Source organism: Stenotrophomonas sp. SMYL41, assembly GCF_036319965.1.
GTDB lineage: Bacteria > Pseudomonadota > Gammaproteobacteria > Xanthomonadales > Xanthomonadaceae > Stenotrophomonas > Stenotrophomonas maltophilia_R.
Map to the genome: position 1 here is coordinate 225,388 of NZ_JAWIRX010000003.1, position 25,162 is coordinate 250,549.

Sequence of the window (25,162 nt, forward strand, 5' to 3'; positions counted from 1 at the left end):
TTCCCTGTGGGTGCCCGGGCTCCTTGGCGAGAGGCCGTGTGCAGCATGAACAAGCCTATGCACATTGGCAACCAGTTACATAGTCTCGGAATTAAGCCTTTCTACCAAGAGCTGGAAGGCCTTTTGCTCTAGAGCTCCCTTCGATGCTTCCAGATAGGGTAGCCATTGAGCGGTCACTACGTCCTCACGAAACACATTGTTATGAGTCAGCAATGCGCTCCGAATTTGACACAGCTGAGGATGTTCCTTGGCGAAGCCAGATTTTCCGGCGGCGCCAAACAGATCGTCCTTCGCCAGAAAACGTATGCCGCCGTCTGGAATATACCTAACCCACTCATCTTCTTCTGAAATAGTATTCAAGACTCGCCCTACGATGCCTCGATCAATAAAATCACCCCAATCGAAATTGGTTGTGAGTATCGAACCACACAGGATTACGCACTCGAATTTCTCTGAAATATCACCGGCATTGGATAGGTAACGCCCCACTATGTAGCTCCCGAAAGAGTGCGCCACGATGGAAATTGGACCCTCATATTCCTTTCGGACATCAATCAGCCAGGATCTAAACCCCTCAACGATTTCAGCCTTCTCCTCCTCATTGCGAAGGACGTTTGCAGATCGATACCCGTACACATAGGGAGCAACAGCCCATCCTGACGTGCTCGCAGATAGACACAGACGTGGTAGCCATCCGTCCGCATGCGTTCGAATCCCGTGCAACGGTACGATAACCCCCTTCGTTGTCTGCTGCTTCGACCAACGCCGGCCCAAGTATGCAACCTTGACTATCTCAAGACTCTGTGACGACTGCTCAGGCCTGTAGAAGGTTTGTACTGAGCTGTGCATCTTTATCTGGACCAAGCCGTGCCTAGCGCCGAATCGGGTGGTCCCCAGTAATTCAAGGTATGCACTAGCGATCTCGGGCTGGTCCTCCGCAAGAAGCTGCACATCGAGCATGAGGCCATCTATGTCGTAGCGTTCCCGACCGTGTGGGACCTGCGAAGATGTGGCGAAAAAGATCACTACATCCAGGTCATTGGGATCATTTTTGCGCGAGACGAACGACCCTCCGACGACAATTGAAGTTGCCCCAGCCTCCTCGGCCCATTCGTAAATATCCAGGAATGGCTTGAGGAATTTCGAGCGAGCCATCTCTTGATAATGGCCGAAGGTCTTCTCGGGACTGCTACAGAACTCCGCAATGAAGTCTTCCTTGCTTATGATGTAAGTTCCCGGCAGCAACAGACCCTCTTCAAACGTGAGCGAAATCTGATCCATCAATTCAATCTCCAACAAAGCAATGGAATTGTCGTGAGCCGCGATGAGAATTATACCTGGGGCTCGTTGATCGCGGCCGGAAGTTCGGGAGTTGATTCAAGCACTGGGTGCGATCCGTAGTTCGGGGAAGGATAATGCTCGGCAAGAAGGGTGCAACTGAAGAGCCCTGCTCCCGACATGGAGGGTGGTGGATAGCAGTTGTTTCCTAGAAGAAGCGTAAGCGTCCGAAATGGCCACTCTCGCCCGTAAGCGCAGACCCCTCTACTCCCGATAAACATCCCTAATCCACGGCTGACCTTGAGCCTGCAGCGGCCCATGACTTAGAGACAGACTACGCCAATGGTCTAAGTGCCCAGGGTCAGCGAAGCTAGCCTGCCCTCATTTCGGATGCCTTAGGTCACTTTAAGTCGATGCATCGTCCGCGCAGAAGATCCGATGCATCGCACCCAGCAAAGCTGCAACGCGTGGGTCTGCCATGCGGTAGATGATCGACCGCGATTCCCGTCGGGTCGCAACCAGCTTTCGTTGACGGAGTTCGGCCAGCTGCTGTGAGAGTGCCGGCTGCCGAATGCCGGTCGCTTCCTCGAGTCCGCCCACCGTCATTTCACCTTGTGCGAGCTGGCATAGCAGCAATAGGCGCGAAGGTGTGGCCATGAAGCGCAGCAGCTCGGCTACTTCAGGCACGCGCTCCTTCATCGTGGCTAGATCTGACGGGCTGAACGGAGGGCTGGTCACGTGCGCTGGCAACTTGCGAGTCGTAATTGTGGTGGGAAGGCACCATGGGCCTTGACTCAATCTACCATGGACTCCATAGTTACATATATTACGAAACTATGTATACGTTAAATCAACCAGTTTATCGGGAGCCAGCCTTGAACTCATCCTCAGTCGTAGACTCCCCCTTGGAGCAGGCTGTCCGCCTCGTCAACGATGCGCGTGCCGGCCTGCTCCCCTCGCCTCATGTAAAGACCTTCTTCGATCCTGCCACTTTCACTGCCAGTCACGTTGTACGCGATCCATCTTCGTCAGCGTGCGCCATCGTCGACAGCGTCCTTGACTTCGACATGGCCGCAGGCCGCACCTCCACCGCCTCCGCGGCGGCGTTGGTGGACTACGTGCGGGCCGAGCGCCTGCAGGTGCAATGGCTGCTGGAAACCCATGCGCATGCCGACCACCTCTCCGCGGCGCCATGGCTGCAGGGCCAGTTGGGAGGTACGCTGGCCATCGGCGAGCGAATCACCACCGTCCAGGAAACCTTCGGCAAGGTCTTCAATGCCGGTACTGCATTCAAGCGGGATGGCAGCCAGTTCGGTCGCCTGTTCGCCGATGGTGCCTCCTTCCGTATCGGCAACCTCCAGGCGATGTCGCTGCACGTGCCGGGCCACACCCCTGCATGTCTGGCGTACGTGATCGGCGACGCCGTGTTTCCTGGAGACACGCTGTTCATGCCGGACTACGGTACCGCCCGCTGCGATTTTCCAGGCGGCTCGGCCCGCCAGTTGTATCGCTCGATCCAGCGCCTGCTGTCCCTGCCCGACGCTGCCCGCGTATTCCTGTGCCACGACTACAAAGCCACCGGCCGAGACTATTTCGCATGGGAAACAACCATCGGTGCTGAGAAGACAACCAACCTTCATGTGCACGAGGGTGTGACCGAAGCCATGTTCGTGGAAATGCGGGAAGCGCGTGATGTCACGCTCCCGATGCCGCGACTGATCCTGCCTTCCGTGCAGGTCAACATGTGCGCAGGCCATCTGCCCGAACCCGAGGAGAACGGCGTGCGCTACCTCAAGCTGCCGATGGACCTGCTATGACGCTCTCTCATTTGGCTTGGTATTGGCCGCTCATTGGTGGCGCCCTGATCGGTACAGCAGCCGGCGCCTATCTGATCCTCCTCGGCCGGGTTGCCGGCGTCTCGGGCCTGCTTGCCAAGACACTGGGCATGCCGGGTGACGGCGGACGCGGGACTGCCGCCCTGTTCCTGGCAGGACTTGCCCTGGCGTCGGGCTTCGCCTTGGCGGTCAGGCCCATACCACTGCCGGTGCTCTCCGCAAATGGAACAGTGGTGCTGGTGGTCGCTGGACTGCTGGTGGGTTACGGAACGCGCCTTGGCGCCGGGTGTACCAGCGGGCACGGTGTCTGCGGCTTGGGCCGGGCATCGCCCCGGTCGGTGGTGGCTACCTGCGTGTTCATGCTCATGGGCATAGCCACGGCAACACTGGTGCGGATTGCGACCGGGGGCACGGCATGATTCGCCTGGCCGCGTTCCTATGCGGCGCACTGTTTGGGCTCGGGCTGATCGTTTCGGATATGGCCAACCCAGCTCGCGTGCTTGCTTTCCTCAATGTGAGCGGCGCTTGGGATCCTTCTCTGGCACTGGTCATGGTGGGTGCACTGATCCCTTCCGCCGCAGCTTACCTATGGATGCGCGCCCGCAGAACGCCGCTGCTTGCCGCATCGCTGCACATTCCCACCCATCGGATCATTGATCGGCGCCTGGTCATCGGTGCGGCGATATTCGGCCTGGGTTGGGGACTGGCCGGAGTGTGTCCCGGCCCAGCGATCGCTTTGCTGGGAACCGGCCAGCCCTTCGCGATCATCTTCGCCACGGCAATGATCGCTGGCGTACTCCTGCATGGCCTCATTCACCGCCCTGCTGCAACTACGGGAAAACCATGAATCTCAAGCCACTCTCCGCCAGCCTCAAGGTGTCCGGACAGCTCCTGCCAAAGGACATTGAAACCCTGAAGGAGCAGGGTGTTGCGAGTGTAATCTGCAACCGCCCCGACAATGAACAGCCGGAGCAGCCCAGTCACCACGCGCTGCACGATGCCTGCCACCAGGCGGGCATGCAGTTTGCCTATCTACCTGTGGCGTCTGGGGTCATCTCCGATGATCAGGTGCACACCTTTGCAAAGTTGATGGAAGCGCTGCCACGCCCTGTTGCCGCGTACTGCAGAACCGGCACCCGTGTTGCGATGCTTTGGGCGCTGTCGGAAGTCGTTCGCAATGGCGCGGCGTTTGCCCACGTCCTGTCTGTTGCTTCGGATGCAGGCTATGACCTTTCTTCCATAGCAACACGGCTGCAGCAAGGTCCGGCATCCAGCGACTGATATATGGAAGCGCTGTCTCCGCTGCAGTTGGTGCTGGGCGGCTTGTCTGGCGTCCTGGTCGGCTTCGTCCTGGGGGTGGTCGGTGCAGGCGGATCCATCTTGGCGGTACCACTGATGCTTTACGTGGTCGGAGTGGAAGATCCGCATGTGGCTATCGGCACCAGCGCCCTAGCAGTGGCGGTCAATGCGGTGTCGAATCTGGTGATGCATGCCCGTAGAGGTAACGTTCGCTGGCCTTGTGCCTTGGTCTTCGCCCTGGCGGGGGTCGCGGGCGCATACCTGGGTTCCAGCTTGGGCAAGGCGTTCGACGGCAGGAGGCTATTGGCGCTGTTTGCTGTGGTCATGGTCGTTGTCGGCATCGCCATGCTTCGCAGGCGCAACACGCTTGGCTTCGCGGACGCTCGGCTTGGTAGACGCAACGCGCCCGCACTGATTGGGCTGGGCGCCACCGCCGGCGGGCTTTCCGGCTTTTTTGGTATTGGCGGAGGGTTCCTCATCGTGCCCGCACTGGTGGCCGCGACGGGGATGCCGATGATCGCCGCAGTCGGAAGCTCGCTCGTCGCCGTTGCCGCATTCGGCATGACCACCGCACTGAACTACGCGCAAGCAGGTCTGGTCAACTGGACGCTCGCGGCAGTGTTCGTCGTTGCCGGCATGGCTGGCGGTACTGCAGGAGCAGCAACTTCGACGAAGCTGGCCAGCTATCGTGGAGCTCTGAACACGGTATTTGCAGTACTGATCTTCATTACTGCCGCATACATGCTGTGGAAGGTGAGCTGACCGGATGTGTGCCAGACCCGCTGCCGAGCACTGATAGTCAGCGCAGCGCTTCAAAGGCAATGATCAAAAGACACTACAAACGTTGGTCCACATCTTGCAGACTCAAATCAGATGCGCTGGCTCGAAGCGCTTTGCGATCAGCTTCGAAATCCATGGCCAACAGGCTACGCTTCAACGCGATGCGGGCATGCGCCTGTGACGCGACTCTTGTCGCTTCATTCGAGGACCCCGCCAACGCTGCGAAGGCCTTCTGCAGCCGGATGTTGACTTCCAAGGACGCGGCTGCATCCCTGGCAATCGGCGTGAACGCGTCCTCGAACATGTCGCGGACGTCGAGACACTGCACGTGCACGCGCGGATACAGCACCTCAACTGAAGCAGAGTCCCCTGCATGGCTGGACCATGCACACAGCAGCCTGACACAGGTCCCGATGACGTCGATGCAGGTGCCAGGGTCGTTCACCGCAGGTGACATTGCGCGCTGGGCAATTTCCGCAAGCACGACCAGCCCGAACCGTGGGTCATTCTCAATGGAGCGCGCGTCACTAAAGGAAATGGCTGAGATAACTTCACTCTGCACTTCCGGAAGTGGATTTCCCTCGACGGCTATCAAGGGACGGGCTGGGGTTGCGAACGTACCCGGCTGGCAGAGCAGATGAACGCGTAGATCATGTTCCTGCGCAATGGCGTTGATCCGCCCGACGTCCACATGTTCAACGTAGGCAACCTGATCTCCGACCAGATGCACCGCCCCTTCCCCTACCGGAACCGCACTGACTCCACCGAGCCGCGGCTCCCTGGTCCGACGCTTCATTGCCGCTTTGGTCGCGCGCTCCACAAGATCGATGGTTTCGCCAACGCGGCCAAAGCGCGAGAGCTGCTCAATGGCCCTAAGCAACGTCACAGTGATGACGATGATGACCGCGATGGTTGCGCCGAACAATACAAGCCGGCCGCTGTCCCCGTAAATTCCCGTGCTGAGTGCGATGAGGCCTACGATCGAGAACAGGAAGGCACCAATGAAGGTAGCCAGCGCACCCTGCGCCCGGGTGTCTTCGATCAGTAGCCGGGCCGCACGCGGGGTGGCGCTGCTGGACGCGGACCCGTATGCCGAGACCATGGTGGACAGCGAGAAGGTGGTGACCGTCAGCATCGACGCGGCAAGGATACCAAGGATGTTGCCGACGGAGTCAGCGCCTATCCTTGCAGCCAGGCCGGTGGGAATGAGGAACTTAAGGAACGCACCGGCCAGGGCCGTGATGATGCCCAGGGCGCCATACAGGGTCGAGCGGAACCACATCCGCTTGGTAACTTTGCTGGCTGCAAGCCTCAATCTGGTGAGCATGGGCTGTTTCCTGGGCCGTTCGACCATCAATAGCACGGGCGGGCGCCGAGGCCACGTCAACGCAGGGGCTTGCCCGGCCCAAGGTAGATGCCGCCATTTGGGCGGCATCTGTTGTGCGGATTCTACGAGCGCACTTTGTCCAGGAACTGACGGTGGCGCTCGTACTGATCGAGCACATCGTGGATGAGTTGAACCTTCGTCCACCCCATGATGTCGTAGTCCTGCCCGCCCTCCCGCAGGTAGACCTCCGCACGGTAATGACGGGTGCCCTCGCTGACCGGCCGACGGGGATCCTGCAGGGCGAACGTCGGCGGCTCATAGGGCTGGGGCCGTACTGAGTAGAAGAAGTCCATCTCCTCGCCATGGCCAACCTGCAGCCACGCACGACCGTCCTCCCCCTTGGAGACCTGCACTGGCAGATCCTGCTTGCGCAGCTCAGCCGCAACCTCTTCCAGCGCAGGAATGACGCGCTGTTCGATGAATCCAGTCACTTCGATCTTCAGCGGGTTGTGTGCCAGCAGGCGCAAGCGTGCTCGCCAATCCTCACTGGTGCCGGGCAGAATCCGTGCCTCGCGCAGGATCGAGCGCTTGGTCGCATCGAGATGCATGGCCTTCAGCAGTCCCCAGCACATCAGGATCATGACGATCGTAAATGGCAACGCGCTGGCAATGGTGGCTGCCTGCAACGACTCCAGCCCGCCGGCCACCAACAGGGCAATTGCCAGGCCGCCGACCAGCAGCGCCCAGAAGATCCGCTGCCAGACCGGCGACTCTTCCTCGCCCTTGGACGTGAGCATATCGATCACCAGGGCGCCGGAGTCTGCCGACGTCACGAAGAACAGGGCCACCAGGATGACCGCCAGCGAAGACGTGAGCATGGTGAGGGGAAGATGCTCGAGGAACTCAAACAGCGCCATGGAGCTGTCCGTCGAGACCGTCTGCACCAGTTGCTGGATACCCTCCACCCTGACCATGTGCAGCGCGGTGTTGCCGTAGATGGTCATCCACAGGAACGTGAAGCCGAGCGGCACGAGCAGCACCCCCACCACGAATTCACGAACGGTGCGTCCCCGTGAGATGCGCGCGATGAACATGCCGACGAAGGGCGACCAGGCAATCCACCAGCCCCAGTAGAACAGCGTCCAGCCACCCAGCCAGCCGGTGGGTTCGTAGGCATAGAGGTTGAAGGTCATCGAGAACAGCTGGGAAACGTACATGCCGGTGTTCTGCACCAGTGCCTGCATCAGGTGCACGGTCGGTCCACAGACGAGCACGAACGCCAGCAGCGCCGCTGCCAAGATCATGTTCAGCTCGGACAACCTTCGAACGCCGCTGTCCAGGCCGGCCACGACCGAGCCGGTGGCCACTAGGGTGATGACGGTGATCAGGCCAACCTGAACCAGCGTGCTGACATCCAGGCCGAACAGGTAGTTCAGGCCGGCATTGATCTGCATGACACCCAGGCCCAGCGACGTTGCCAAGCCAAAGATGGTGCCCAGGGCAGCAAACGTGTCTACGGTATGTCCCAGCGGGCCGTGGATACGATCGCCGATGAGCGGATACAGCGCGGACCGGACACGCAGCGGGAGATTGTGCCGGTAGGCAAAGTACGCCAGCGACAGGGCCACCACCGCATAGATCGCCCATGCGTGGATGCCCCAGTGGAAGAAGGTGATGCGCATGGCCTGACGGGCAGCGGCGGCCGACTCTGGAGAACCGACCGGTGGCGTGGCGTAGTGCATGATGGGCTCGGCAACGCCGAAGAACATCAGACCGATACCCATGCCGGCAGCGAACAACATGGCAAACCAGGAGCCGTAGCTGTAGTCCGGCGTACTGTGGTCAGGGCCGAGCTTGATGCGGCCGTAACTGCTTATGGCGATGCCGACGACGAAGACCAGGAAGCCGGCCACTGCGAGAATGCTGAACCAGCCTGCATCATTGGCAGCCCATGACTTGGCCGCGGTGAACCACCGCGTGGCCGTATCGGGCGCGATGGCAGCAAGCGCCAGCAGTGAGATGACGATGGCTGCCGTGGGAATGAACACCTGCGGAAGGATCCGCTGGCGAACGGGGGGATGTTGCGGAGCCGTGCTCTGCATGGATACCTCCGTGTTGTTGGGTGAAAATGCCTATGGCTTGCGTGAGGCCGATCAGAAGTAGAAGCCGATGTTTAAATTCAGCCGTGAATGCCAGCGGGAAGGGCCTGTTTCGTCGATGCCGATACCATCACCACCGGCAAACCACATGTTGCGGCCAGCGATCCAGTCGACATAGGTGAGCATGATTCCCTTCTGCAGGCTGCAGCCGGTCACGTTCTGCCACGAGTCACGTAGGCCTGCACGGTGCCCGACCGGGCGGGTCATGCTGAGGTTGTTGTAGCAGGTGACATCATCCAGCCAGCCCTTCTGGCCGAACGAATAGGCCACGTTGGCGCTTGGCACATCCGCCTGTGCGGCAATTTCGAAGGGGGATTGGAACGCCGACATCGCGATGCGATCGCCGGGCACGTCATACCGGTACCGCGCCCACTGCAACTGCGCGGTCCAACCATCGCGCTTCCACTGTGCATGAAGGGCCGCGCCCTGATGAACGTGGTGGCGCCGTGTCTGAGTGTTCTGCACCTTGCCAGCGAACGCCGATACGCCCAGCAAAAGTTCGCCGCCGGCCCAGCCGCGTGCATTCTCCAAGCGTGCATGCATCCGTTGCCGCTCGCGATACGGCAACGCTTCGGTCTGCGCTACATCAAAGGAGTAGCGATCGTAGCGAGCCCCCGACCCGTATTCGTCTCCGGAGAACCAGCCGAGATGCCAGGTCGTGCTGCCGCTGCGGTGAATCACTACAAGGCCCGGATCGTAATCATCCTCAATGCCCAAGTAGTAGCCGGAGCCAAACCAGAAGCTCTGCGAAACGGTGGGAAGCAGCCCGAAGGGAACCTGCTGGATACCTGCCTTCAGCTGGGTGGCGTCGGAGAACTGCCAGCCTACGTAGACGTGATGCACGGCGTCGAAGCCATCGTACCAACGGTACTGGGCGGAGAATGAGAGCGGCCCGGCTCCAGCGTCGAGGTCTGCGCGCAACAATTCGAGCTGCAAGCGGCTGGTCGGCCCGTAGTCGAGCCAGCCATAGTTGAACCTGACGGCGCCTCCTGGATCAAAGTATGGATCTGTATGGAGGCCATCCTCAGAAGCATCTGCAGCCAGCGTAGTTCCCGCCAGCGTGGCAGCGATAATGAAGGGAATTGATCTCACGGTTGTGCGCCTTGCCTCCCTGATTTGCCACGGAAAGCTCTTGATTCTAACGTCGATTCACCTAATGCCTCAAACAGGCGATCTCAAAGCGCGCCTGGCGATAGGCGAAGCAAGCACTGACCACGTCCTCTTCAATCGACATGCCCATATGCCAAGTGAAGAGCATGTGCAGCACGAGCAGCTAATACACACCATGGGAGCAGCTTATCCTGTGAATAGGCAATTCACTGTACCGTCGGGGTGACACACAGTGTCATTTGAGAATAGGCTTGGAACTCAACGTTGGGAGGAATACATGACCATCGATATTTGCGGCCTTTCGGCCAAGGAACTTCGCTCCCTGATTGCTCAAGCGGAGAAGCAGCAGTTGAAAGTGTTGACACGCCCTAAGGCCACTGCAATGCGAGCCAAGATCAACAAGTACGTCAAGGATCATGGCTACACGATAGATGAGCTCTACGGCACTTCAGTGATCGCGCCCTCCGAAGCCGCCAGGAAGCGAGCCAATCGGAGGCCCGCCAGATCGACAGTGCCCAAGACCGCTCCCAAATATCGTAATCCCGCCGTGCGCGGCCAGACGTGGTCCGGTCGCGGGAGGCAACCGCGATGGATAGCCGAGCTGGTAGCGAATGGAAGATCACTGAGTGATCTTCTGATCAAGTAGTCAGCACCGGGCAGCTGCTCAGCGGCACTGCAGCCAATGCTCCCAGCCACTAGACATGAGATCGAAATGAATGCTGCGCGCGGAATGCTGCGCACAATTGATGATCAAAGACTGGAGCTATTCGCAGTAGATGTGACAGCTCTACGAGGAGCGAGCGTTCCCTCGCCCCTCAAAAGTGAATCCGGCAGGCAACCCTGAAGTGTCCGCCTCTGGCCAGAAGCGGACTTCTGTTGCGTCCTTGCCAATGAACTAACGCGAACCAAGTACTTCAGGCAATTTTTCTGGGCGTGGCATTCCGTTGTACTTCTTGAGCGCGCCATCCTCATCGCGAACGACGATGCCGGGGGTTCCACGGAAGCCCAGCGCAGTCATCAGCATCTGGTTCTCATCCAGGGCCTTCCTTACATCGGCCGGAATGCTCTTGGCCGGCGTGATCCCGCCGCGATCGAACTTGTTTTCGTTCTCCCGGAATGCTGCGGATCGATCGGGAGCACCTAGAATCGCCGCGGCCTTGTTCGGACTGTCCTCTCTGATGACCCCAACCAGCACGTGCCGCAGTTGAACCTTGCCGGCATCCACCCAAGGGCGAGCAGCTTTCCAGAAGAGGTGGCAGTAGGGGCAGTTGGCGTCGGCAAACGCGTAAATGACGCGCGGCGCACTCGCCTTCCCGTCTAGAACCCAGGTGGATGATTCCAATTCAGCCCAAACGCGATCCGCTGTCGGTTTGGCCACCAGTTGCTGTAGTTTTGCACTGTCGATCCTATTGCCATTTGCATCCAGACGCGTGCCGACGATCACATTCCCGTCATTCATGAGGTATGCCGCAATCGGCTCGTCGCCTGCGGCCGCAGCAAAGGCGCGCATCCCCCCTCCTGCATCGAACTCTTTCATGATGGTGAGACCTTGCTGCTCCAATGCCCTCACGGCAGGCGGGTTCTCCGAATTCTGTGCCTGACTGCAACCACTAACCAGCAAGAAACAGATTGCCAAGGGAAGGCGATACTCATTCTGGTTCTGAGACATGAATCAATTGCTCCATACTTTTGTTGGCTACTGCGAGTCTTGCGCAAAGCGGCGCATTATCGTGTTCTTCAGGCTCGCCATCGTCAGCTCACCGAGGTGTGAATCCACCAAGCGCCCATCGCTATCGAAGAAGAGCGTCGTAGGCAGTGCTCTCGCCCCCATCACGTGCATCGCGGTGGATGTTGGGTCACGCAAGACATGGTCAAACGAGAGGCCCTCTCGCTCAAGGAAGGCTCGAATTTCTGGCGCGTGCTCGCCTTGATTGACCATGACGAAGGCGACCTCCGGGAAGTCCGCTTGCGCCCGTTCCAACATCGGCATCTCCCGACGACAGGGAGGGCACCAGGTTGCCCATAGATTCACTACGACAGGTCGGCCCGCATACGAGCTCAAGGCAACTTGACGTTCATCAAGCGTCGTCAGCTGAATATCTGGCAGAGGAGGCGCAGAACTCTGCAGCAGCGCGATCACTCCGCCCGCGGTGAACCAGGCAACGACTCCGGCCATCACGCCAGCCGCTACTGGCAGTCGCAGCGGGCGTGCCGATCGTGTGCGCCAAACGACAAAAAGCAGGGCAGCCAGTACGCCTACCCACAGCGAGTAGCCGCCATCGCCGATCGCGATCATCGACCATGGAGACTGGACGTACTCCTTCCACCAAAACGCAATGTATCCAAGCCGAGCAGCCAACAGTCCTACGAGAACGGCATCGAACAGCAGGCTTCCCGCAATCTTGCGGGGTGAGCCGGGCGACCTGGAGGCCAGTATGCGCGCCGCCAGCCAGGCAACCAGCACAGAGATGGCGACGATCACTATGTCAACGGAGAACGGACCGATGCTGATCATGGTGCCCCCGCCGCATCAAGCCGGTCCAGGAAGCTGCCCGCATCTATTTCGCCTACCACGCGCTGCGCCCTGCGCTCCTTGCCATCAGGATCGATCAGGATCAGCGTGGGCGGCCCTTGGACCTGCCAATGCTTGAGTAGTGACTGATCTTCGGCATCGTTGCGAGTCACATCTGGACGAATGATCTGCATGCGTGCCAACCGCGCAGCCACATCCGGATTCCCAAACACCTTGCGCTCGATCACATGGCAACTGATGCACCAGTCGGCGTAGAAATCGATCAGGGTCCACTGACCACGTTCGACCGCATCCGTTAAGCGTGCATCTACATCGTCCACCGTTTTAGCCTGAACGTAGTCAATTTTCTGGGTCGTTGCTGCAGCGACTGAAGCGTGTGTACGCAAATGCGCCAACGGCTGCCATGCCGACTCGCCACCGGATGCACCTCCCAAGAGCATGAGGACAGACCAGAGCCCCCCAAGGGCCGCACCGGTGCGAAGCGTCCATGCCAATCGCGGCTTTTCCGGTACTGCACGACCCCAGGCGAGCAGACCGATAGCAACTGAAAGTGCCCATGCGCCCCAGAGGACCAAGCTTGCGGCATCAGGCAGGAATCGGGTCAGCATCATGATCGCCATGCCGACCATCACGTAGCCGAACGCAACGCGCACCCTATCCATCCATGCTCCAGGCTTGGGCAGGACTCTGGCGCCGAACACCGCAATGGCCAGGAGTGGCAGCCCCATGCCGATGCCAAGGGCGAACAGCACAAGCCCGCCATAGAACGCGCTGCCGGTCTGGCCTATGTATAGCAGCGCGCCAGCCAGAGGCGCGGTCATGCAGGGGCCAACAAGTAGCGCCGAGAGGAAGCCCAGTGCAACAGCGCTCGTGATACTCCCGCCGGCCCGTCCCTGCCCTGCTGCATTGAGACGATTGGCCAGTGCAGAAGGTAGGCGCAGCTCGAACAGGCCGAACAGCGAGCTTGCCAAGACAAGAAACAACAGAGCGAAAGCCCCAAGGAGCCAAGGGGATTGCAGTGTCGCCTGGATGTTGGCGCCAGCCAGTCCCGCCGCAACCCCCACCGCCGCATAGGTTCCGGCCATCGCCAGGACATATGAGAGAGAGAGCAACACCGCACGCCGTGTGTTCGCCTGGCTCCCAACGACCATGGTGGATACGATAGGAATCATCGGCAGCGTGCAGGGCGTGAACGCCAGTAGCAATCCGAAGCCAAAGAACAGCGCTATTCCGGCCACTGGCCCGAGTGTTGCGAGCTTCTGAGCAGCAGACTGATCTTCAGCCAATTCCGTAGCGGCACTGGCGTCGATTGCCCCCGAAGATGACCTCTCTTTTTCTCTTCCAGCTGCACCTGCTGGCGGCAACGTGGCAGCCGGGCCATTGCTGGCGGACAATGTGGCTCGTCGGCTGGAAATCTCTGACGCGGGCGCTGTGTGTGCTTTGCTTGCGGGCGCCGAAGGTACTTCCTTGAGCTCCGGAAGCGTTACTTGCATGGTTTGCGGTGGGTAGCAGACACCGGCTTCTGCACAGCCTTGCCAGTGCAACGTCAATACGCCGGACTCCAACGCCGGCCACTTCAAGCGAAAGGCGTCACCCGTATAGATTTCTGTGTCGCCGAAAAATTCATCATGTTTCGGCTGCCCGGCAGGAAGGTTCAAGCCTATCTCTTGACCTCTTGCGTCAACCAACTTGATCGAGTGGCGATACACATAGTAGTCATCTGCGACATGCCCTTGTACCGAGTACAAGCGGCCGTCCTGTTGCACAGGCTGCAGTCGGAAGACTTCTGCAGCGTCCAGGAAAGTCTGCTCGTTACTACCCCATGATGAAAAGAGACCGTTCGCCCACGTGCTGCCAATCGCGAAGCAGAACAGTAGAACGGCCGCAGCTAAACGACGATAGAAAGCCAAACCCACGCACTCCAATTTGGGGTACGTGGAGCATGCATCCACTCGATTAAGTGAGAATAAAGCAGCGTGAAGGACTGCCGGGCAGCTGACACAATGCTGGCTCCTCGCCTAACATCACTACTCGATCGAAGCAAGGCGAGGCGGGCATGCGAGTGCTGCTGGTTGAGGATGACGAGCTGATTGGCAAAGGCATTGTGGCTGGCTTGCGTGTGCATGGCATTGCTGTGCATCACGTTGGGACGGCAAAAGACGCTGAAGTCATTCAACAGGAAGAAATTTTTGATGCCTTGATACTCGACCTCGGTCTTCCCGATCGAGATGGCATGGACCTGCTCAGCAGCATGCGGTCTTTTGAGTCAAATCTCCCGGTACTGATCCTCACCGCACGTGACGCAATCGAGCATAGGCTTAAGGGCCTGCATGGAGGCGCGGACGACTATTTGGTCAAACCATTCGATCTGCGTGAACTTGCGGCCAGGCTGTACGCGCTGGTCAGGCGCACGCAGGGCCGAGCAGCTCAGGTGATCGTGGCGGGCCCCTTGCGTCTGGAGCCGGAGAGCGGATTGGCTTGGCTGCGCGGCGAACCTGTCGCCTTGTCTCGGCGGGAAATTGATCTTTTGACGCACCTGGCCAGTCTTGAGGGGCGCTGGGTCCCCCCCGATCTTCTGAATGAGCGCTTCTACGGGCTCAATGAAGATGTCAGCAGCAATGCACTCAATGTGCATATCCACAACATCCGGCGCAAGCTTGGTACCGACGCGATCGAGACGGCAAGAGGGTTGGGCTACCGACTGGGATGGAGGCCCACATCATGAGTCTGCGGCTTCGGGCAGTCATGATTACTGGGGTTTCGCTGATCCTTCTTTGGGTATCTGCCGCCGGCTGGATGATGCGCGACATCCACTCCAAGCTCGACCGGACCCTTGACGGCCGCCTCGCCATGTCGGCGCGCATGGTGTCGGGACTTCTTGAGCGAGCGGCACTGGCGCCGAGTCCAGGAAACTCAAGCTTCGCCGATGTGGTGCGCTTCAGTGGCGAGGAAGGCATCGCATGCGAGATCAGGTCCATGCGCGGACAGCTGCTGGCTCGAACCACGACAGGCCCCCATTCGGATCTCGAATCATTGCCCCTTGGCTTTAGCACCCGAGAGGTGCTTGAGCAGAAGTGGAGAATCTACGTTCTTCACGCCAATGGCTATCAGATCATGACAGCCGATCGCGTTGATCGACGGGACGCGCTGACCAACGAGTTGCTGGGGGCTGCTGGAGTGCCGTTTCTGATTGCCTTTCTCGGCGGACTGGCCGCGCTATGGATGGGCATTGGACGGGGGCTGGTCCCGCTGAAAGTACTGTCCCAGCAATTGCGTGACAAGCATGCGGACGATACGTCTCCAATTGCCGTGAGAGATTCCCCCTCGGAGCTGCGTCCGGTGCTGGACGCAATGAATGGCCTGCTGAAGCGCTTGGCACAGGCACTGTCCAGCCAGCGGGCATTTACCGATGCCGCCGCGCACGAGCTGCGGACACCACTCACTGTGATAGATACGCATCTGCAGGTGGCTCGACTCAGCGAGGGTGAGGACGTGATGCTCTCGCTTGCCAGTGCACAGGAAGGAGTGAAGCGCCTGGAACGGACGCTGCATCAAATGATGATGCTTGCGCGCGCAGAGGCCTCGATCATCGAAGGGGACGAGTGCCTCTCGATTGTTGAGGTCGTCAACAGTGTCGCCCTGCAGAACAGCGACATCTCCCGAGATCGCATCACGTTGATCATGGAAGGGGGGGATGCAGGCAGCACCGTTCCTAGATCGATGCTTGAAATCGCGGTTCGAAACCTGGTGGACAATGCTCTGCGCTACTCGCTACCAGGCAGCGCGGTCGAAATCCGAGTGAGCTTCAACAGTTCTGGGCGATATTGCTCCGTGTGCGTTGCCGACCGTGGCCCTGGCCTGACTTCAGAGCAAACCAAGCAAATCGGACAACGATTCTGGCGTGGAGACCAGGGGCGACAACGCGGTGATGGCGCGGGCCTGGGCATCTCAATTGTCCGCATCATCGTTGAGCGCTTCGGGGGGCGACTGGATATGAGGCCAAGAGAGAATGGCGGATTGGTCGCGGAGCTCATTGTTCCATTGCCATAGCCACGGGCGAGCTTCCCTACCGCCGCGTGGATTGTGGACGATTCTGAATTCCTTCGACTGAGCTCAACGGCATCCGACCTTCCTGAAAGAAGGTCGAATTTCGATCAGTGCCTTATAGGTTTTCAGCCTGCGAGCTTCATGACAGTCAACGCGCTCACCATCAGGGCGAGGTAGCCAATCTTTCTCAATGAGGCTTTCTCGCCCCAGAAGGCCATCCCTACGACGACTGTACCCAGGACGCCGATGCCTGTGTACGCAGCGTAGGCGATGGATATGTCGATTGTATTCATTGCCAGGTACAGCAGATAGAGCGAGCTGGACATGCCCAGTGCATGCAGCGGGATTCCCCTGAGGTATCGACCTGCCGACACTTCCCGTATGCCGACAACGACCCCGACTTCCAGCAAGCCTGCGAGCAGAAGATAGATCCAGCCAATCATTCTTTGACCTCGCGCTTGATCTGGACAATGCAGAACAGGACAACGGCGATAGCCGCCGCAGCTACCGCGCTGAAGGGCTTTCCGAACCACACGGTATCCAGAATGTAGGTTCCGATGGTGCCGAACGTCACGAAGAACACGTAGGAGGTTGAGGCCCCCAGACGCTTGGTTGCCATTACCAGGAAGAGGAAGCTACCAACGATACACACCAGGGTGACAACCCACTCCGCCAGGCTGCTTGCGCATTTGAGTCCAATTGCCCACGCGACTTCGAGGCCACTTGCGATGACTAGATAAAGCCATTTAGTCACTATCGACCGCTCCGGATCATCGATCCATTCTCCGAAAGATCCGCAATTTCAGAGAAAATGGATGCCCAGTCATTGTCATTAAGCGAAGAGAGTCCAAAATAGCGAAGAACAAACGCGCCCTCTGTGGCCAGATATGCAAGGCGCATCCGCTTCCCCTCTGGGGTGCGGACATCCAACGCCAGTAGCCGCTTGTCATGCCAACTCCGCAGCCATGAAGTGAACTGACGCTCATCCATGAGGGCGATGATCTGACACGCTGCTCGGGTATTTAGTTCGTGCTCATCATCTGTAATCGCGACGTGATGGCGAATAAGCTCCTCGGCCGTCAACGTGTTAGCAGCAGTGCCAGCCATAGCCTGAAGGCGCTGATCGTATTGGACAGCCCAGCGATCGAGCATGGCCTGGATCAGTCCATGACGATTGCCGAAACATGACTGCACACCCCCCTTGCTGATGCCGGCTGCTTTCGCTAAGGCGTCAATCGATAGCGCGGCCGCGCCTTGCTCGCCGACTATCTGCTCTGCCATGTCCAGGACGTGGTCCCGATCGATTGTTCTTGTCTTTCCCATTTCAGCATATTTCAATACATACGGACGTATTTCAATATGAGGAGCACCGCATGTCAAGCCTCGGCCGGGCTATCGGAGTGTTCAAGAAACAGATCGCCTGGTTGGTCTCCGTCTTACAGTGTCGGCAATCGGCTAAGTGAATTGGGGTGAGCGACCACCCCAAAGGAGAACGAGCCCTGCAGCCGTTGCTAGGAGACTGAAGTTTGCTGCGGGTTGTAAGGGGCTATTCCATACCCGTTCTTTCTCCTGCTGAGCCTGCGCTCCTGTCAGAAGCGCAGGCCGGGGGGGGGGGGGGGGGGGGGGGGGGGGGGGGGGGGGGGGGGGGGGGGGGGGGGGGGGGGGGGGGGGGGGGGGGGGGGGTGGGGCCCGCCAGGCCCGTTGGCCCCAGGGAGGGCGCCATCGAGCCCCCATGGATGGGTTTACGGCGTGTCCCGCCGGGCCACACCCACCCGCCCTGGACAGTTTCCTGCAGCGGGCAGCAGATCCACGCCATGCGTGGATGAAACGTCCGGAGACAATGGATCAATCAATGGAACGGAAACGCTGGGTTACTTCGCCGTCCTCCGCCGCGCCCAATACCCCACAGCCAACAGCACGAACCACGCCGGGCTGGCGATCAGCGCCTGGCGGGTGTCGCCCTGCAGGCTCAGCAGCACCAGCACGCCGGCGAAGAACACCAGGCAGGCCCAGCACATGGCCACGCCGCCGGGCATCTTGAAGATCGATGCCGCGTGGCGCTCCGGGTAGCGGCGGCGGTAGGCCATGTAGGCCACCAGGATCAGCGACCAGACGAAGATGAACAGCACCGTCGCCAGCGTCGTCACCAGGGTGAAGGCGGTCACCAGGTTGGGAATCAGGTAGATCAGCAGCGTGCCGCCCAGCAGGCACAGGCACGAGAACAGCAGGCCGCGGGCCGGCACCGCGGCGCGCGACAGCTTCGACAGCCCGCGCGGGGCGTGGCCCTCTTCGGCCAGGCCATACAGCATGCGGCTGGTGGAGAAGATGCCGCTGTTGGCCGAGGACGTGGCCGAGGTCAGCACCACGAAGTTGATCAGGCTGGCGGCGGCGGGAATGCCGGCCAGCACGAACAGCTGCACGAACGGGCTCTTGTCCGGCACCACCTGGCGCCACGGGGTGACGGCCATGATCGCGATCAGCGCCAGCACGTAGAAGATGATGATGCGCACCGGGATCGAGTTGATCGCCTTGGGCAGGTTGCGCTCGGGGTCGGCGGTTTCGGCGGCGGTGGTGCCGACCAGCTCGATGCCGACGAAGGCGAACACCGCAATCTGGAAACCGGCGAAGAAGCCGACCAGCCCCATCGGGAACATGCCGCCGTCATTCCACAGGTTCGACAGCGAGGCGGTGTGGCCGCTGGGCGAGGTGAAGCCCCACGCCACCAGCCCAGCGCCGGTGATGATCAGTGCGCAGATCGCCACGATCTTGATCAGCGCGAACCAGAACTCCATTTCGCCGAACAGCTTCACCGTCACCAGGTTCAGCGCCAGCAACAGCAGCACGCAGGCCAGCGCCGGTATCCACGCATCCAGCCCGGGGAACCAGAACTGCGCGTAGGCGGCGATGGCGATCACATCGGCGATGGCAGTCACAATCCAGCAGAACCAGTAGGTCCACCCACAGAAGAAGCCCGCCCAGGGCCCGAGCAGGTCGGTGGAAAAATCGATGAAGGACTTGTACTGCAGGTTGGACAGCAGCAGCTCACCCATCGCGCGCATCACGAAGAACAGCATCGCGCCGATGATCAGGTAGACGAAGACGATGGACGGTCCTGCCAGGCTGATGGTCTTGCCCGACCCCATGAACAGGCCGGTGCCAATGGCACCGCCGATGGCGATCAGTTGCAGGTGGCGGTTGGACAGGCTGCGGCGCAGGTGCTCGGGGGGCGTTGCGGGCTCGGTCATGGGCGCGGGCAAAAGGGACGGGCGAAGCGTTCGACGGTAGTCCCCCACGGCGCCGAGCGCCAGCGTTGACGGACCTATTCCGTCAAATCTGGCCGCTTTCACCACAATGTGACCGAATACCGTATTGATCCCATTCCGCCCGGCCCCGCGCCATGCTCAGATAGCCGCATCTGCCCAAGGACCGGCCCGACCATGCGCCCTGCCCCGCCCGCCCTGCTGGAGCCCCGGCCATGAGCCGGCTGCGCGTCATCATCGGCGGCACCGCGCTGGCGCTGCTGGCCGCTGCGGTGCCGATCGCAGTCATGGCCTATGCCACCTGGGACCGCGCGGTCAGCGTTGAACAACAGCGCCTGCGCGACATCGCCGATCGCAGCCTGCGCCGCTCCGACCTGTCCTACCAGGAAGCACTGGCGGCGCTGAAATCGGCCGAAGCCGGCGCCTATGTGTCCTGCAGTCCCGAGCACGTCCGGCGCATGCAGACGCTGGTGATGACCACCCCATCGATCGACCAGATGGGCTACTTCGAAGGCGGCAAACTACGCTGCACCTCCTGGGGACCGTTCCTGGCCGATGTGGATCAACCCACGCCGGACCACGTCACCAGCGATGGCGCTGGCATCGCGGTGGACGTGCGCCCGGAAGTCAGCGGGCGCCGCCAGGTGCTGGCAATCCTGTACGGGTCCTACGACGTACTGGTGGACCCGCGGCGCTTCGTCGATGTCATAGCCGATCCGAACGTGCGGCTGGCACTGGCCAGCCCCGATGGGCGCCTGCTGGCCAAGCAGCCGGGCCTGGATCCGGACCTGCTGCAGGCGCTGCTGCGCGACCCCGGCGAAGGCCTGGACCACTCCACGCTGTTCGCCACCGCGCGCAACGAGGAATGGCTGGCCATCGCTACCACGCCGCGCACCGCGCTGGCTGCGGCGTTCCGCCAGCAGGCGTGGCTGTACGTGCCGGTCGGCCTGCTGCTGGCCGCTGCCGGGGCCGGCCTGGTGATCTGGCTGTCGCGGCGCCGCCTGTCGCTGCGCGGTGAACTGGCCACCGCCATCCGCCGCCGCGAGCTGTACCTGCATTACCAGCCCATCATCGAACTGGACACCGGCATCTGCGTCGGTGCCGAGGCGCTGGTGCGCTGGCAACGCCCGGATGGCACCCAGGTACGGCCCGACCTGTTCATTCCGCTGGCCGAAGAGGCCGGCATGATCGCCGACGTCACCGACCTGGTGATCGAGAACGTGGTGCGCGACATGCGCGAGCTGCTGGTGGCCGACCGCAGCGCGCACATCGCGATCAACCTCGCCGCCGAAGACATCAGCAGCGGCCGCGCCCTGAAGATGATTTCCAGGCACATGGCCGGCAGCGGCATCCTGCCGCAGCAGATCTGGATGGAGGCCACCGAACGCGGCTTCCTCGACCTGGACCGAGCGCGCACGATGCTGGCGCAGGCACGCCGTGCCGGCCACAGCGTGGCCATCGACGATTTCGGCGTCGGCTTTTCCAGCCTGCAGTACCTGGAGCAGCTGCCGCTGGACGCGCTGAAGATCGACAAGTCGTTCATCGATGCGATCGGCACCGAAAGCGCGACCAGCCCGGTCACGCCGCACATCATCGACATGGCCAAGGAGCTGGGCCTGTGGGTTGTGGCCGAGGGCGTGGAAACCGAAGCGCAGCTGGCCTATCTGCACAGCCGGCATGTGGAATTCGGCCAGGGCTGGCTGTTCTCGCGACCACTGCCCCGCGACGAGTTCGTGGCCTTCCACCACAAGCGGCAGCAGCAGTACGGCGCGGCACGCGAACACATGCAGAACCCGCGCAGCGTGCCGATCGAGCGGGTGCCGCTGGAGTAGAGCAAAAGCAGGGCGCCCGATCCAGCAGGTCCGCGCCATGCGTGGATGGCGCGGCCCCCGGTAGTGCCGGCCGCTGGCCGGCACCGCGTAGTCATTGATCGGCCCCTACGCCCACGCCTTCGGCCGTGCCAGCAGCCACGCCACCGTCACCACCAGCAACAGCAACGGCAGCCAACCCAGCTGGCGTGGGCCGCTGGCCTGCAGCAGCACGCCGCCCGCCACGCCACCGGCAGCAATGGCCAGGTTCCAGCCGGTCACCAGCATCGACTGTGCCAGGTCCGCGGCGGCACCCGCACGGCGTGCCAGTGCGGTCTGGAACAACGTCGGCACCGCGCCGAACGCAACGCCCCACAGGATCGTTGCCAACAGCAGCGCGCTCGCCGCGCCAGGCCATACCAGCAACATCAGCACCGGCACGATGAAGCCGATCACCGCCGCCCACACCAGCACACGCAGGTGGCGATCCACGCCCCAGCCCGCCATCCCGATGCCGGCAATCGCCGCCATGCCGAACGCCAGCAGCAGCCGGTCCAGCCACGCGCCGGCACCCGCATCGACCGCCAGCGGCTCGATGTACGTGTACAGCACGTTGTGCGCCAGCACGTACAGCACCATCACCAGCAGCGTGCTGCGCACGCCGGGCATCCGCCAGACCGTACCCAGCGACGTGCGCTGGCCGGCACCAGCCGCTGGCAGCGCCGGCAGTGTCCAGCGCGCGTACGCCAGCAGGCCCACGCCCAGCACGCTCATCAACGCGAACGCCCAGCGCCAGCCAACCTGCTGGCCAAGCAGCGTGCCGGCCGGCACCCCCAGCGACAGCGCCAAGGGCGAACCCACCATCGCCACCGCAATGGCACGCCCCTGCAACGACGGCACCACCATGCGCGCGGCATAACCGGCCACCAGCGACCACAAGAGGCCACCGCTCACACCGGCCAGGAAGCGCGCAACGAGGATCAGCGCATAACTGCTGCTCAGCGCGGTCAGCGTGTTGACCACCACGAAACCGGCAATGGCGGCCAGCAGCAACCGGCGCCGCGGCAGGCGCTGGGTCAGCGCGGTCATCGGCAGTGCGGCCATCACCGAGCCCAGCGCATACACGCTCACCAGTTGACCGACCGCCGCATCACTCACGCCCAGGCTGTCGCCCATCGGCCGCAGTACACCGGCCGGCAGAGTTTCGGTCAGCAGGGTGATGAAGCCACCACCGGCCAAGGCCAGCAGGCCCGCCCAGGGCAGGCGCGTGGCCTCACCGGCCGGGCTGGCAGCATCAAGGGCGTGGCCGCTCATCGCGCTGCCTCCAGATCAGCATAGACCGCATCACGCAGTTCATCGACGAAGGCACCATCCATGCCCTCGTACAGCGTGTTGGTCAGTGCCACCACGCTCAGCCCACGCGACGGGTCGACGAACCAGCTGTGCCCATAGGCGCCGCCCCAGCGCCAGCTGCCTTCGCGCTGCGGCGTGCCACTGGCGGTGGCATCGCGCAGCACCGCAAAGCCCAGCCCGAAGCCCCAGCCGGCCGGTTCCGGCGGTCCCTGCTCGCCCACCTGCGGGCTGGCCATCTCTGCCGCCAGCGCGGGCGGCAGCAGGCCGGAGCGCTGCACATCACGCAGCGCCTCCAGCACCGACATCACTTCATCGGCAGTACCCACCAGGCCGGCGCCGGCGGAAGCGAAACGGCTGGCATCGAAGGCACGCGCAAGGCTGTACTCGATGCCGACCGTACCTTCGAAAGGCGCGACCACTTCGCCTTCGCGCAGGCGATGCGGCTGCGGCGTGTCGCTCACATAGGGCGTGGCCAACCGCGCACCCTCGCGCGTGACGAACGCGGTGTCACGCAGGCCCAAAGGCGCGGCCAGCAAACGCTCGAACAGCACCTGCAGCGTTTCACCGGTCGCGGCTTCGGCCACCGCCCCCGCCACGTCCACGCCCAACGAATACAGCCATTGGCTGCCCGGCTCGAACAGCAGCGGTGCCTGCGCGATGCGGCGTACGTTCTCGGCCAGGGAAAGCGGGTTTGCATCCAGGCCATCGCTGACCCCAGCGTGCGCATACGGGCCCTCCGCATCGGCTTCCAGGAAGCGGTATCCCAGCCCGCTGCTGTGGCTGAGCAGCTGACGCAGGCTGATCGGCGGCATGCGGCCATCGGCCAGCGCCGGGCGGAAGTCCGGCAGCCAACGCTGCACCGGCGCATCGAGGTCGAGCACGCCCTCGGCCACCAGGCGCAGGATCACCGTGGTCAACAGCGGCTTGCTGACCGATGCCAGCCGGAACAGCTGGTCGCGCTGCATCAGCGTGGCCGACTCGCGATCGGCCAGCCCGGTCGCGCTGGCATGGCGCAGCACACCGTGCTCGCGCACCAGCACCACCGCGCCCACCAGGCGCTGCGGGTGCACCTGCTGCAACAGCCGCTGCACCGAAGGCAGCGTCGGCGCGGGTTCAAGGGAAAGAGCGGCATTCATCGCAGTGATCCGTGGGGAGAGGCCCGCCACGTTAGGCAGCACGGCACGGCGCAAAAAGCCGGTTGCCGCTCCGGTCATCATGGACCGTGCAGTCCGTAATCGGCATCATGGCCGGAACTGCAAGGCCGCAACGGCTGCCATTCCGGCCCGCACCACAGTGTTGCGGCGGCGGTGCCGTCCAGCGCCATCGCCCTCCCTACCCTGCTGCTTTCATCGCCCGCACGCCCATGTCAGTCCTGGACAACCTCGCCAACCTGCAGACCTTCGTGCACGCCGCCGACACCCGCAGCTTCGTCGAGACCGGGCGCCTGCAGGGCATCTCCGCCTCGGCCGCCGGCAAATGCGTTGCGCGGCTGGAGCACGCGCTGGGCGTGCGCCTGTTCCACCGCAGCACGCGCAGCATCACCCTGACCGCCGAGGGCCAGCTGTTCCTGGCACGCTGCCGGCGCATCCTCGACGAACGCGATGCCGCGCGCACCGAGCTTGCGCAACCGCACGCCACCCCCAGCGGTGCGCTGCGCATCGGCCTGCCACTGGTCGGCGACCTCACCCTGCCGTTGATGGCCGAGTTCATGGCTGCGTATCCGGACATCCGCCTCGACCTTGATTTCAGCGACCGGCTGGTCGACGTCATCGAGGAAGGTTTCGACGCCGTGCTGCGTGTCGGCGAACCCAGCGATTCGCGCATGAACGCACGTCGCCTGGGGGTGTTTCCACGCCGCATCGTCGGCTCGCCGGCCTACCTGCAGCGCCGCGGTACGCCACGCACGCCCGCCGGACTGCTGCAGCACACGCTGCTGCACTACCGCTTCCCCAGCACCGGCAAGCTGGAGCTGTGGCCGATCCATTGGCCCGACCATGAAACACCGCAGGAGCTGCCGGTGCACATGGTGGCCAACACCATCGAGGCGCGGGTGGCGCTGGCGCTGCGCCACGTCGGCCTGGCCTTCGTACCCGTGCACTCGGTGCGCGATGCGCTGGCGGACGGTCGCCTGGTCAGCGTGCTGGACGAACACGTGCATTCCTGCGGCATCTTCCACCTGCTGTGGCCTTCGGGCCGCCACGTACTACCGAAGCTGCGGGTGTTCATCGATTTCGTCAGCGCCCGCCTGGAAACCGTGCCCTAGGCGCGATCCCCCCATGCCCGGCCCACAGTAGGTCCACGCCATGCGCGGATGCCCTTGTAGAGCCGAGCCATCAAACCATTCAGCCAGCCCCGCTATACTTCCCCCTCATT

Annotated in this window: 24 protein-coding genes; 10 read left to right on the top strand and 14 right to left on the bottom strand. The window is 61.9% G+C overall.

The window, feature by feature from the left end; translation table 11 throughout:
* Positions 1-75: 75 nt before the first annotated feature.
* Together V3B30_RS05145 and V3B30_RS05150 are read right to left on the bottom strand one after the other, a co-directional pair.
* Entirely contained in the window at positions 76-1,281 is a 1,206-nt protein-coding gene (locus V3B30_RS05145; protein WP_262082593.1) for a hypothetical protein, read from the bottom strand.
* A 402-nt stretch (positions 1,282-1,683) separates the two neighbouring features.
* Complete coding sequence (locus V3B30_RS05150; protein ID WP_126928434.1) at positions 1,684-1,977, bottom strand: metalloregulator ArsR/SmtB family transcription factor; 294 nt, start codon at positions 1,975-1,977, stop codon at positions 1,684-1,686.
* A 248-nt stretch (positions 1,978-2,225) separates the two neighbouring features.
* Between V3B30_RS05150 and V3B30_RS05155 the strand changes: the two genes are divergently transcribed.
* Genes V3B30_RS05155 through V3B30_RS05175 form a run of 5 tightly spaced genes read left to right on the top strand, consistent with a single transcriptional unit; the run spans position 2,226 to position 5,174 of the window.
* Positions 2,226-3,095, top strand: a complete 870-nt coding sequence (locus tag V3B30_RS05155; RefSeq protein ID WP_329809632.1) for an MBL fold metallo-hydrolase — start codon at positions 2,226-2,228, stop codon at positions 3,093-3,095.
* Complete coding sequence (locus tag V3B30_RS05160; protein ID WP_262082590.1) at positions 3,092-3,532, top strand: YeeE/YedE family protein; 441 nt, start codon at positions 3,092-3,094, stop codon at positions 3,530-3,532. The genes V3B30_RS05155 and V3B30_RS05160 overlap by 4 nt, the downstream gene beginning before the upstream one ends.
* Positions 3,529-3,960, top strand: a complete 432-nt coding sequence (locus V3B30_RS05165; protein WP_262082589.1) for a DUF6691 family protein — start codon at positions 3,529-3,531, stop codon at positions 3,958-3,960. Before V3B30_RS05160 ends, V3B30_RS05165 begins: the two co-directional genes overlap by 4 nt.
* Positions 3,957-4,394 (top strand): TIGR01244 family sulfur transferase, encoded by a 438-nt coding sequence (locus tag V3B30_RS05170; RefSeq protein ID WP_262082588.1) that lies wholly within the window; start codon positions 3,957-3,959, stop codon positions 4,392-4,394. Before V3B30_RS05165 ends, V3B30_RS05170 begins: the two co-directional genes overlap by 4 nt.
* Positions 4,395-4,397: 3 nt before the next feature.
* Positions 4,398-5,174: a sulfite exporter TauE/SafE family protein gene (locus V3B30_RS05175; protein WP_262082587.1), complete on the top strand. Its 777-nt coding sequence runs from the start codon at positions 4,398-4,400 to the stop codon at positions 5,172-5,174.
* Positions 5,175-5,247: 73 nt separating this feature from the next.
* On the opposite strand, the gene V3B30_RS05180 is transcribed toward V3B30_RS05175, so the two are convergent.
* The 3 genes from V3B30_RS05180 to V3B30_RS05190 all read right to left on the bottom strand — a co-directional run bounded on the left by V3B30_RS05180 (position 5,248) and on the right by V3B30_RS05190 (position 9,770).
* Positions 5,248-6,519 carry a DUF2254 domain-containing protein gene (locus V3B30_RS05180; RefSeq protein ID WP_126928429.1) on the bottom strand — a complete coding sequence of 424 codons (1,272 nt, stop codon included), beginning with the start codon at positions 6,517-6,519 and terminating at the stop codon, positions 5,248-5,250.
* A gap of 122 nt (positions 6,520-6,641) precedes the next feature.
* A complete protein-coding gene (betT, locus tag V3B30_RS05185) occupies positions 6,642-8,621 on the bottom strand; it encodes a choline BCCT transporter BetT (RefSeq protein WP_262082585.1) in 1,980 nt (659 codons plus the stop codon).
* Between the two features lie 51 nt (positions 8,622-8,672).
* Positions 8,673-9,770, bottom strand: coding sequence for a hypothetical protein (locus V3B30_RS05190; RefSeq protein WP_262082584.1), 1,098 nt, complete (start codon positions 9,768-9,770; stop codon positions 8,673-8,675).
* A 295-nt stretch (positions 9,771-10,065) separates the two neighbouring features.
* Between V3B30_RS05190 and V3B30_RS05195 the strand changes: the two genes are divergently transcribed.
* Entirely contained in the window at positions 10,066-10,434 is a 369-nt protein-coding gene (locus tag V3B30_RS05195; protein ID WP_262082583.1) for an H-NS histone family protein, read from the top strand.
* Between the two features lie 249 nt (positions 10,435-10,683).
* Here the strand turns inward: V3B30_RS05195 and dsbG are convergent, their stop codons facing one another.
* Genes dsbG through dsbD form a run of 3 tightly spaced genes read right to left on the bottom strand, consistent with a single transcriptional unit; the run spans position 10,684 to position 14,237 of the window.
* Complete coding sequence (gene dsbG, locus V3B30_RS05200; RefSeq protein WP_126928426.1) at positions 10,684-11,457, bottom strand: thiol:disulfide interchange protein DsbG; 774 nt, start codon at positions 11,455-11,457, stop codon at positions 10,684-10,686.
* A 27-nt stretch (positions 11,458-11,484) separates the two neighbouring features.
* Entirely contained in the window at positions 11,485-12,303 is an 819-nt protein-coding gene (locus V3B30_RS05205; RefSeq protein ID WP_126928425.1) for a TlpA disulfide reductase family protein, read from the bottom strand.
* Complete coding sequence (dsbD, locus tag V3B30_RS05210; protein WP_262082582.1) at positions 12,300-14,237, bottom strand: protein-disulfide reductase DsbD; 1,938 nt, start codon at positions 14,235-14,237, stop codon at positions 12,300-12,302. The genes V3B30_RS05205 and dsbD overlap by 4 nt, the downstream gene beginning before the upstream one ends.
* Before the next feature lie 140 nt (positions 14,238-14,377).
* On the opposite strand from dsbD, the gene V3B30_RS05215 reads away from it, so the two are divergent.
* Positions 14,378-15,046 carry a response regulator gene (locus tag V3B30_RS05215; RefSeq protein ID WP_262082581.1) on the top strand — a complete coding sequence of 223 codons (669 nt, stop codon included), beginning with the start codon at positions 14,378-14,380 and terminating at the stop codon, positions 15,044-15,046.
* A complete protein-coding gene (locus V3B30_RS05220) occupies positions 15,043-16,371 on the top strand; it encodes an ATP-binding protein (protein ID WP_262082580.1) in 1,329 nt (442 codons plus the stop codon). Before V3B30_RS05215 ends, V3B30_RS05220 begins: the two co-directional genes overlap by 4 nt.
* Positions 16,372-16,493: 122 nt before the next feature.
* On the opposite strand, the gene V3B30_RS05225 is transcribed toward V3B30_RS05220, so the two are convergent.
* From V3B30_RS05225 to cycA, 4 genes are all read right to left on the bottom strand, one after another.
* Positions 16,494-16,811, bottom strand: a complete 318-nt coding sequence (locus tag V3B30_RS05225; protein WP_201119173.1) for an SMR family transporter — start codon at positions 16,809-16,811, stop codon at positions 16,494-16,496.
* Positions 16,808-17,122, bottom strand: coding sequence for an SMR family transporter (locus tag V3B30_RS05230; protein WP_262082579.1), 315 nt, complete (start codon positions 17,120-17,122; stop codon positions 16,808-16,810). The genes V3B30_RS05225 and V3B30_RS05230 overlap by 4 nt, the downstream gene beginning before the upstream one ends.
* Positions 17,122-17,706 (bottom strand): TetR/AcrR family transcriptional regulator, encoded by a 585-nt coding sequence (locus V3B30_RS05235; RefSeq protein ID WP_262082578.1) that lies wholly within the window; start codon positions 17,704-17,706, stop codon positions 17,122-17,124. Before V3B30_RS05235 ends, V3B30_RS05230 begins: the two co-directional genes overlap by 1 nt.
* 533 nt (positions 17,707-18,239) lie before the next feature.
* A complete protein-coding gene (cycA, locus tag V3B30_RS05240) occupies positions 18,240-19,613 on the bottom strand; it encodes a D-serine/D-alanine/glycine transporter (protein ID WP_262082996.1) in 1,374 nt (457 codons plus the stop codon).
* Between the two features lie 230 nt (positions 19,614-19,843).
* Here cycA and V3B30_RS05245 point away from each other — a divergent pair, with 230 nt between their 5' ends.
* The gene (locus tag V3B30_RS05245; RefSeq protein ID WP_100471120.1) at positions 19,844-21,460 is read left to right on the top strand and encodes an EAL domain-containing protein; all 1,617 of its coding nucleotides are present in this window, start codon (positions 19,844-19,846) and stop codon (positions 21,458-21,460) included.
* Positions 21,461-21,565: 105 nt separating this feature from the next.
* On the opposite strand, the gene V3B30_RS05250 is transcribed toward V3B30_RS05245, so the two are convergent.
* Positions 21,566-22,750: an MFS transporter gene (locus V3B30_RS05250; protein ID WP_262082995.1), complete on the bottom strand. Its 1,185-nt coding sequence runs from the start codon at positions 22,748-22,750 to the stop codon at positions 21,566-21,568.
* Positions 22,747-23,925, bottom strand: coding sequence for a serine hydrolase domain-containing protein (locus V3B30_RS05255; protein ID WP_262082994.1), 1,179 nt, complete (start codon positions 23,923-23,925; stop codon positions 22,747-22,749). Before V3B30_RS05255 ends, V3B30_RS05250 begins: the two co-directional genes overlap by 4 nt.
* A gap of 227 nt (positions 23,926-24,152) precedes the next feature.
* On the opposite strand from V3B30_RS05255, the gene V3B30_RS05260 reads away from it, so the two are divergent.
* Positions 24,153-25,052 (top strand): LysR family transcriptional regulator, encoded by a 900-nt coding sequence (locus V3B30_RS05260; protein WP_262082993.1) that lies wholly within the window; start codon positions 24,153-24,155, stop codon positions 25,050-25,052.
* Positions 25,053-25,162: the final 110 nt, after the last annotated feature.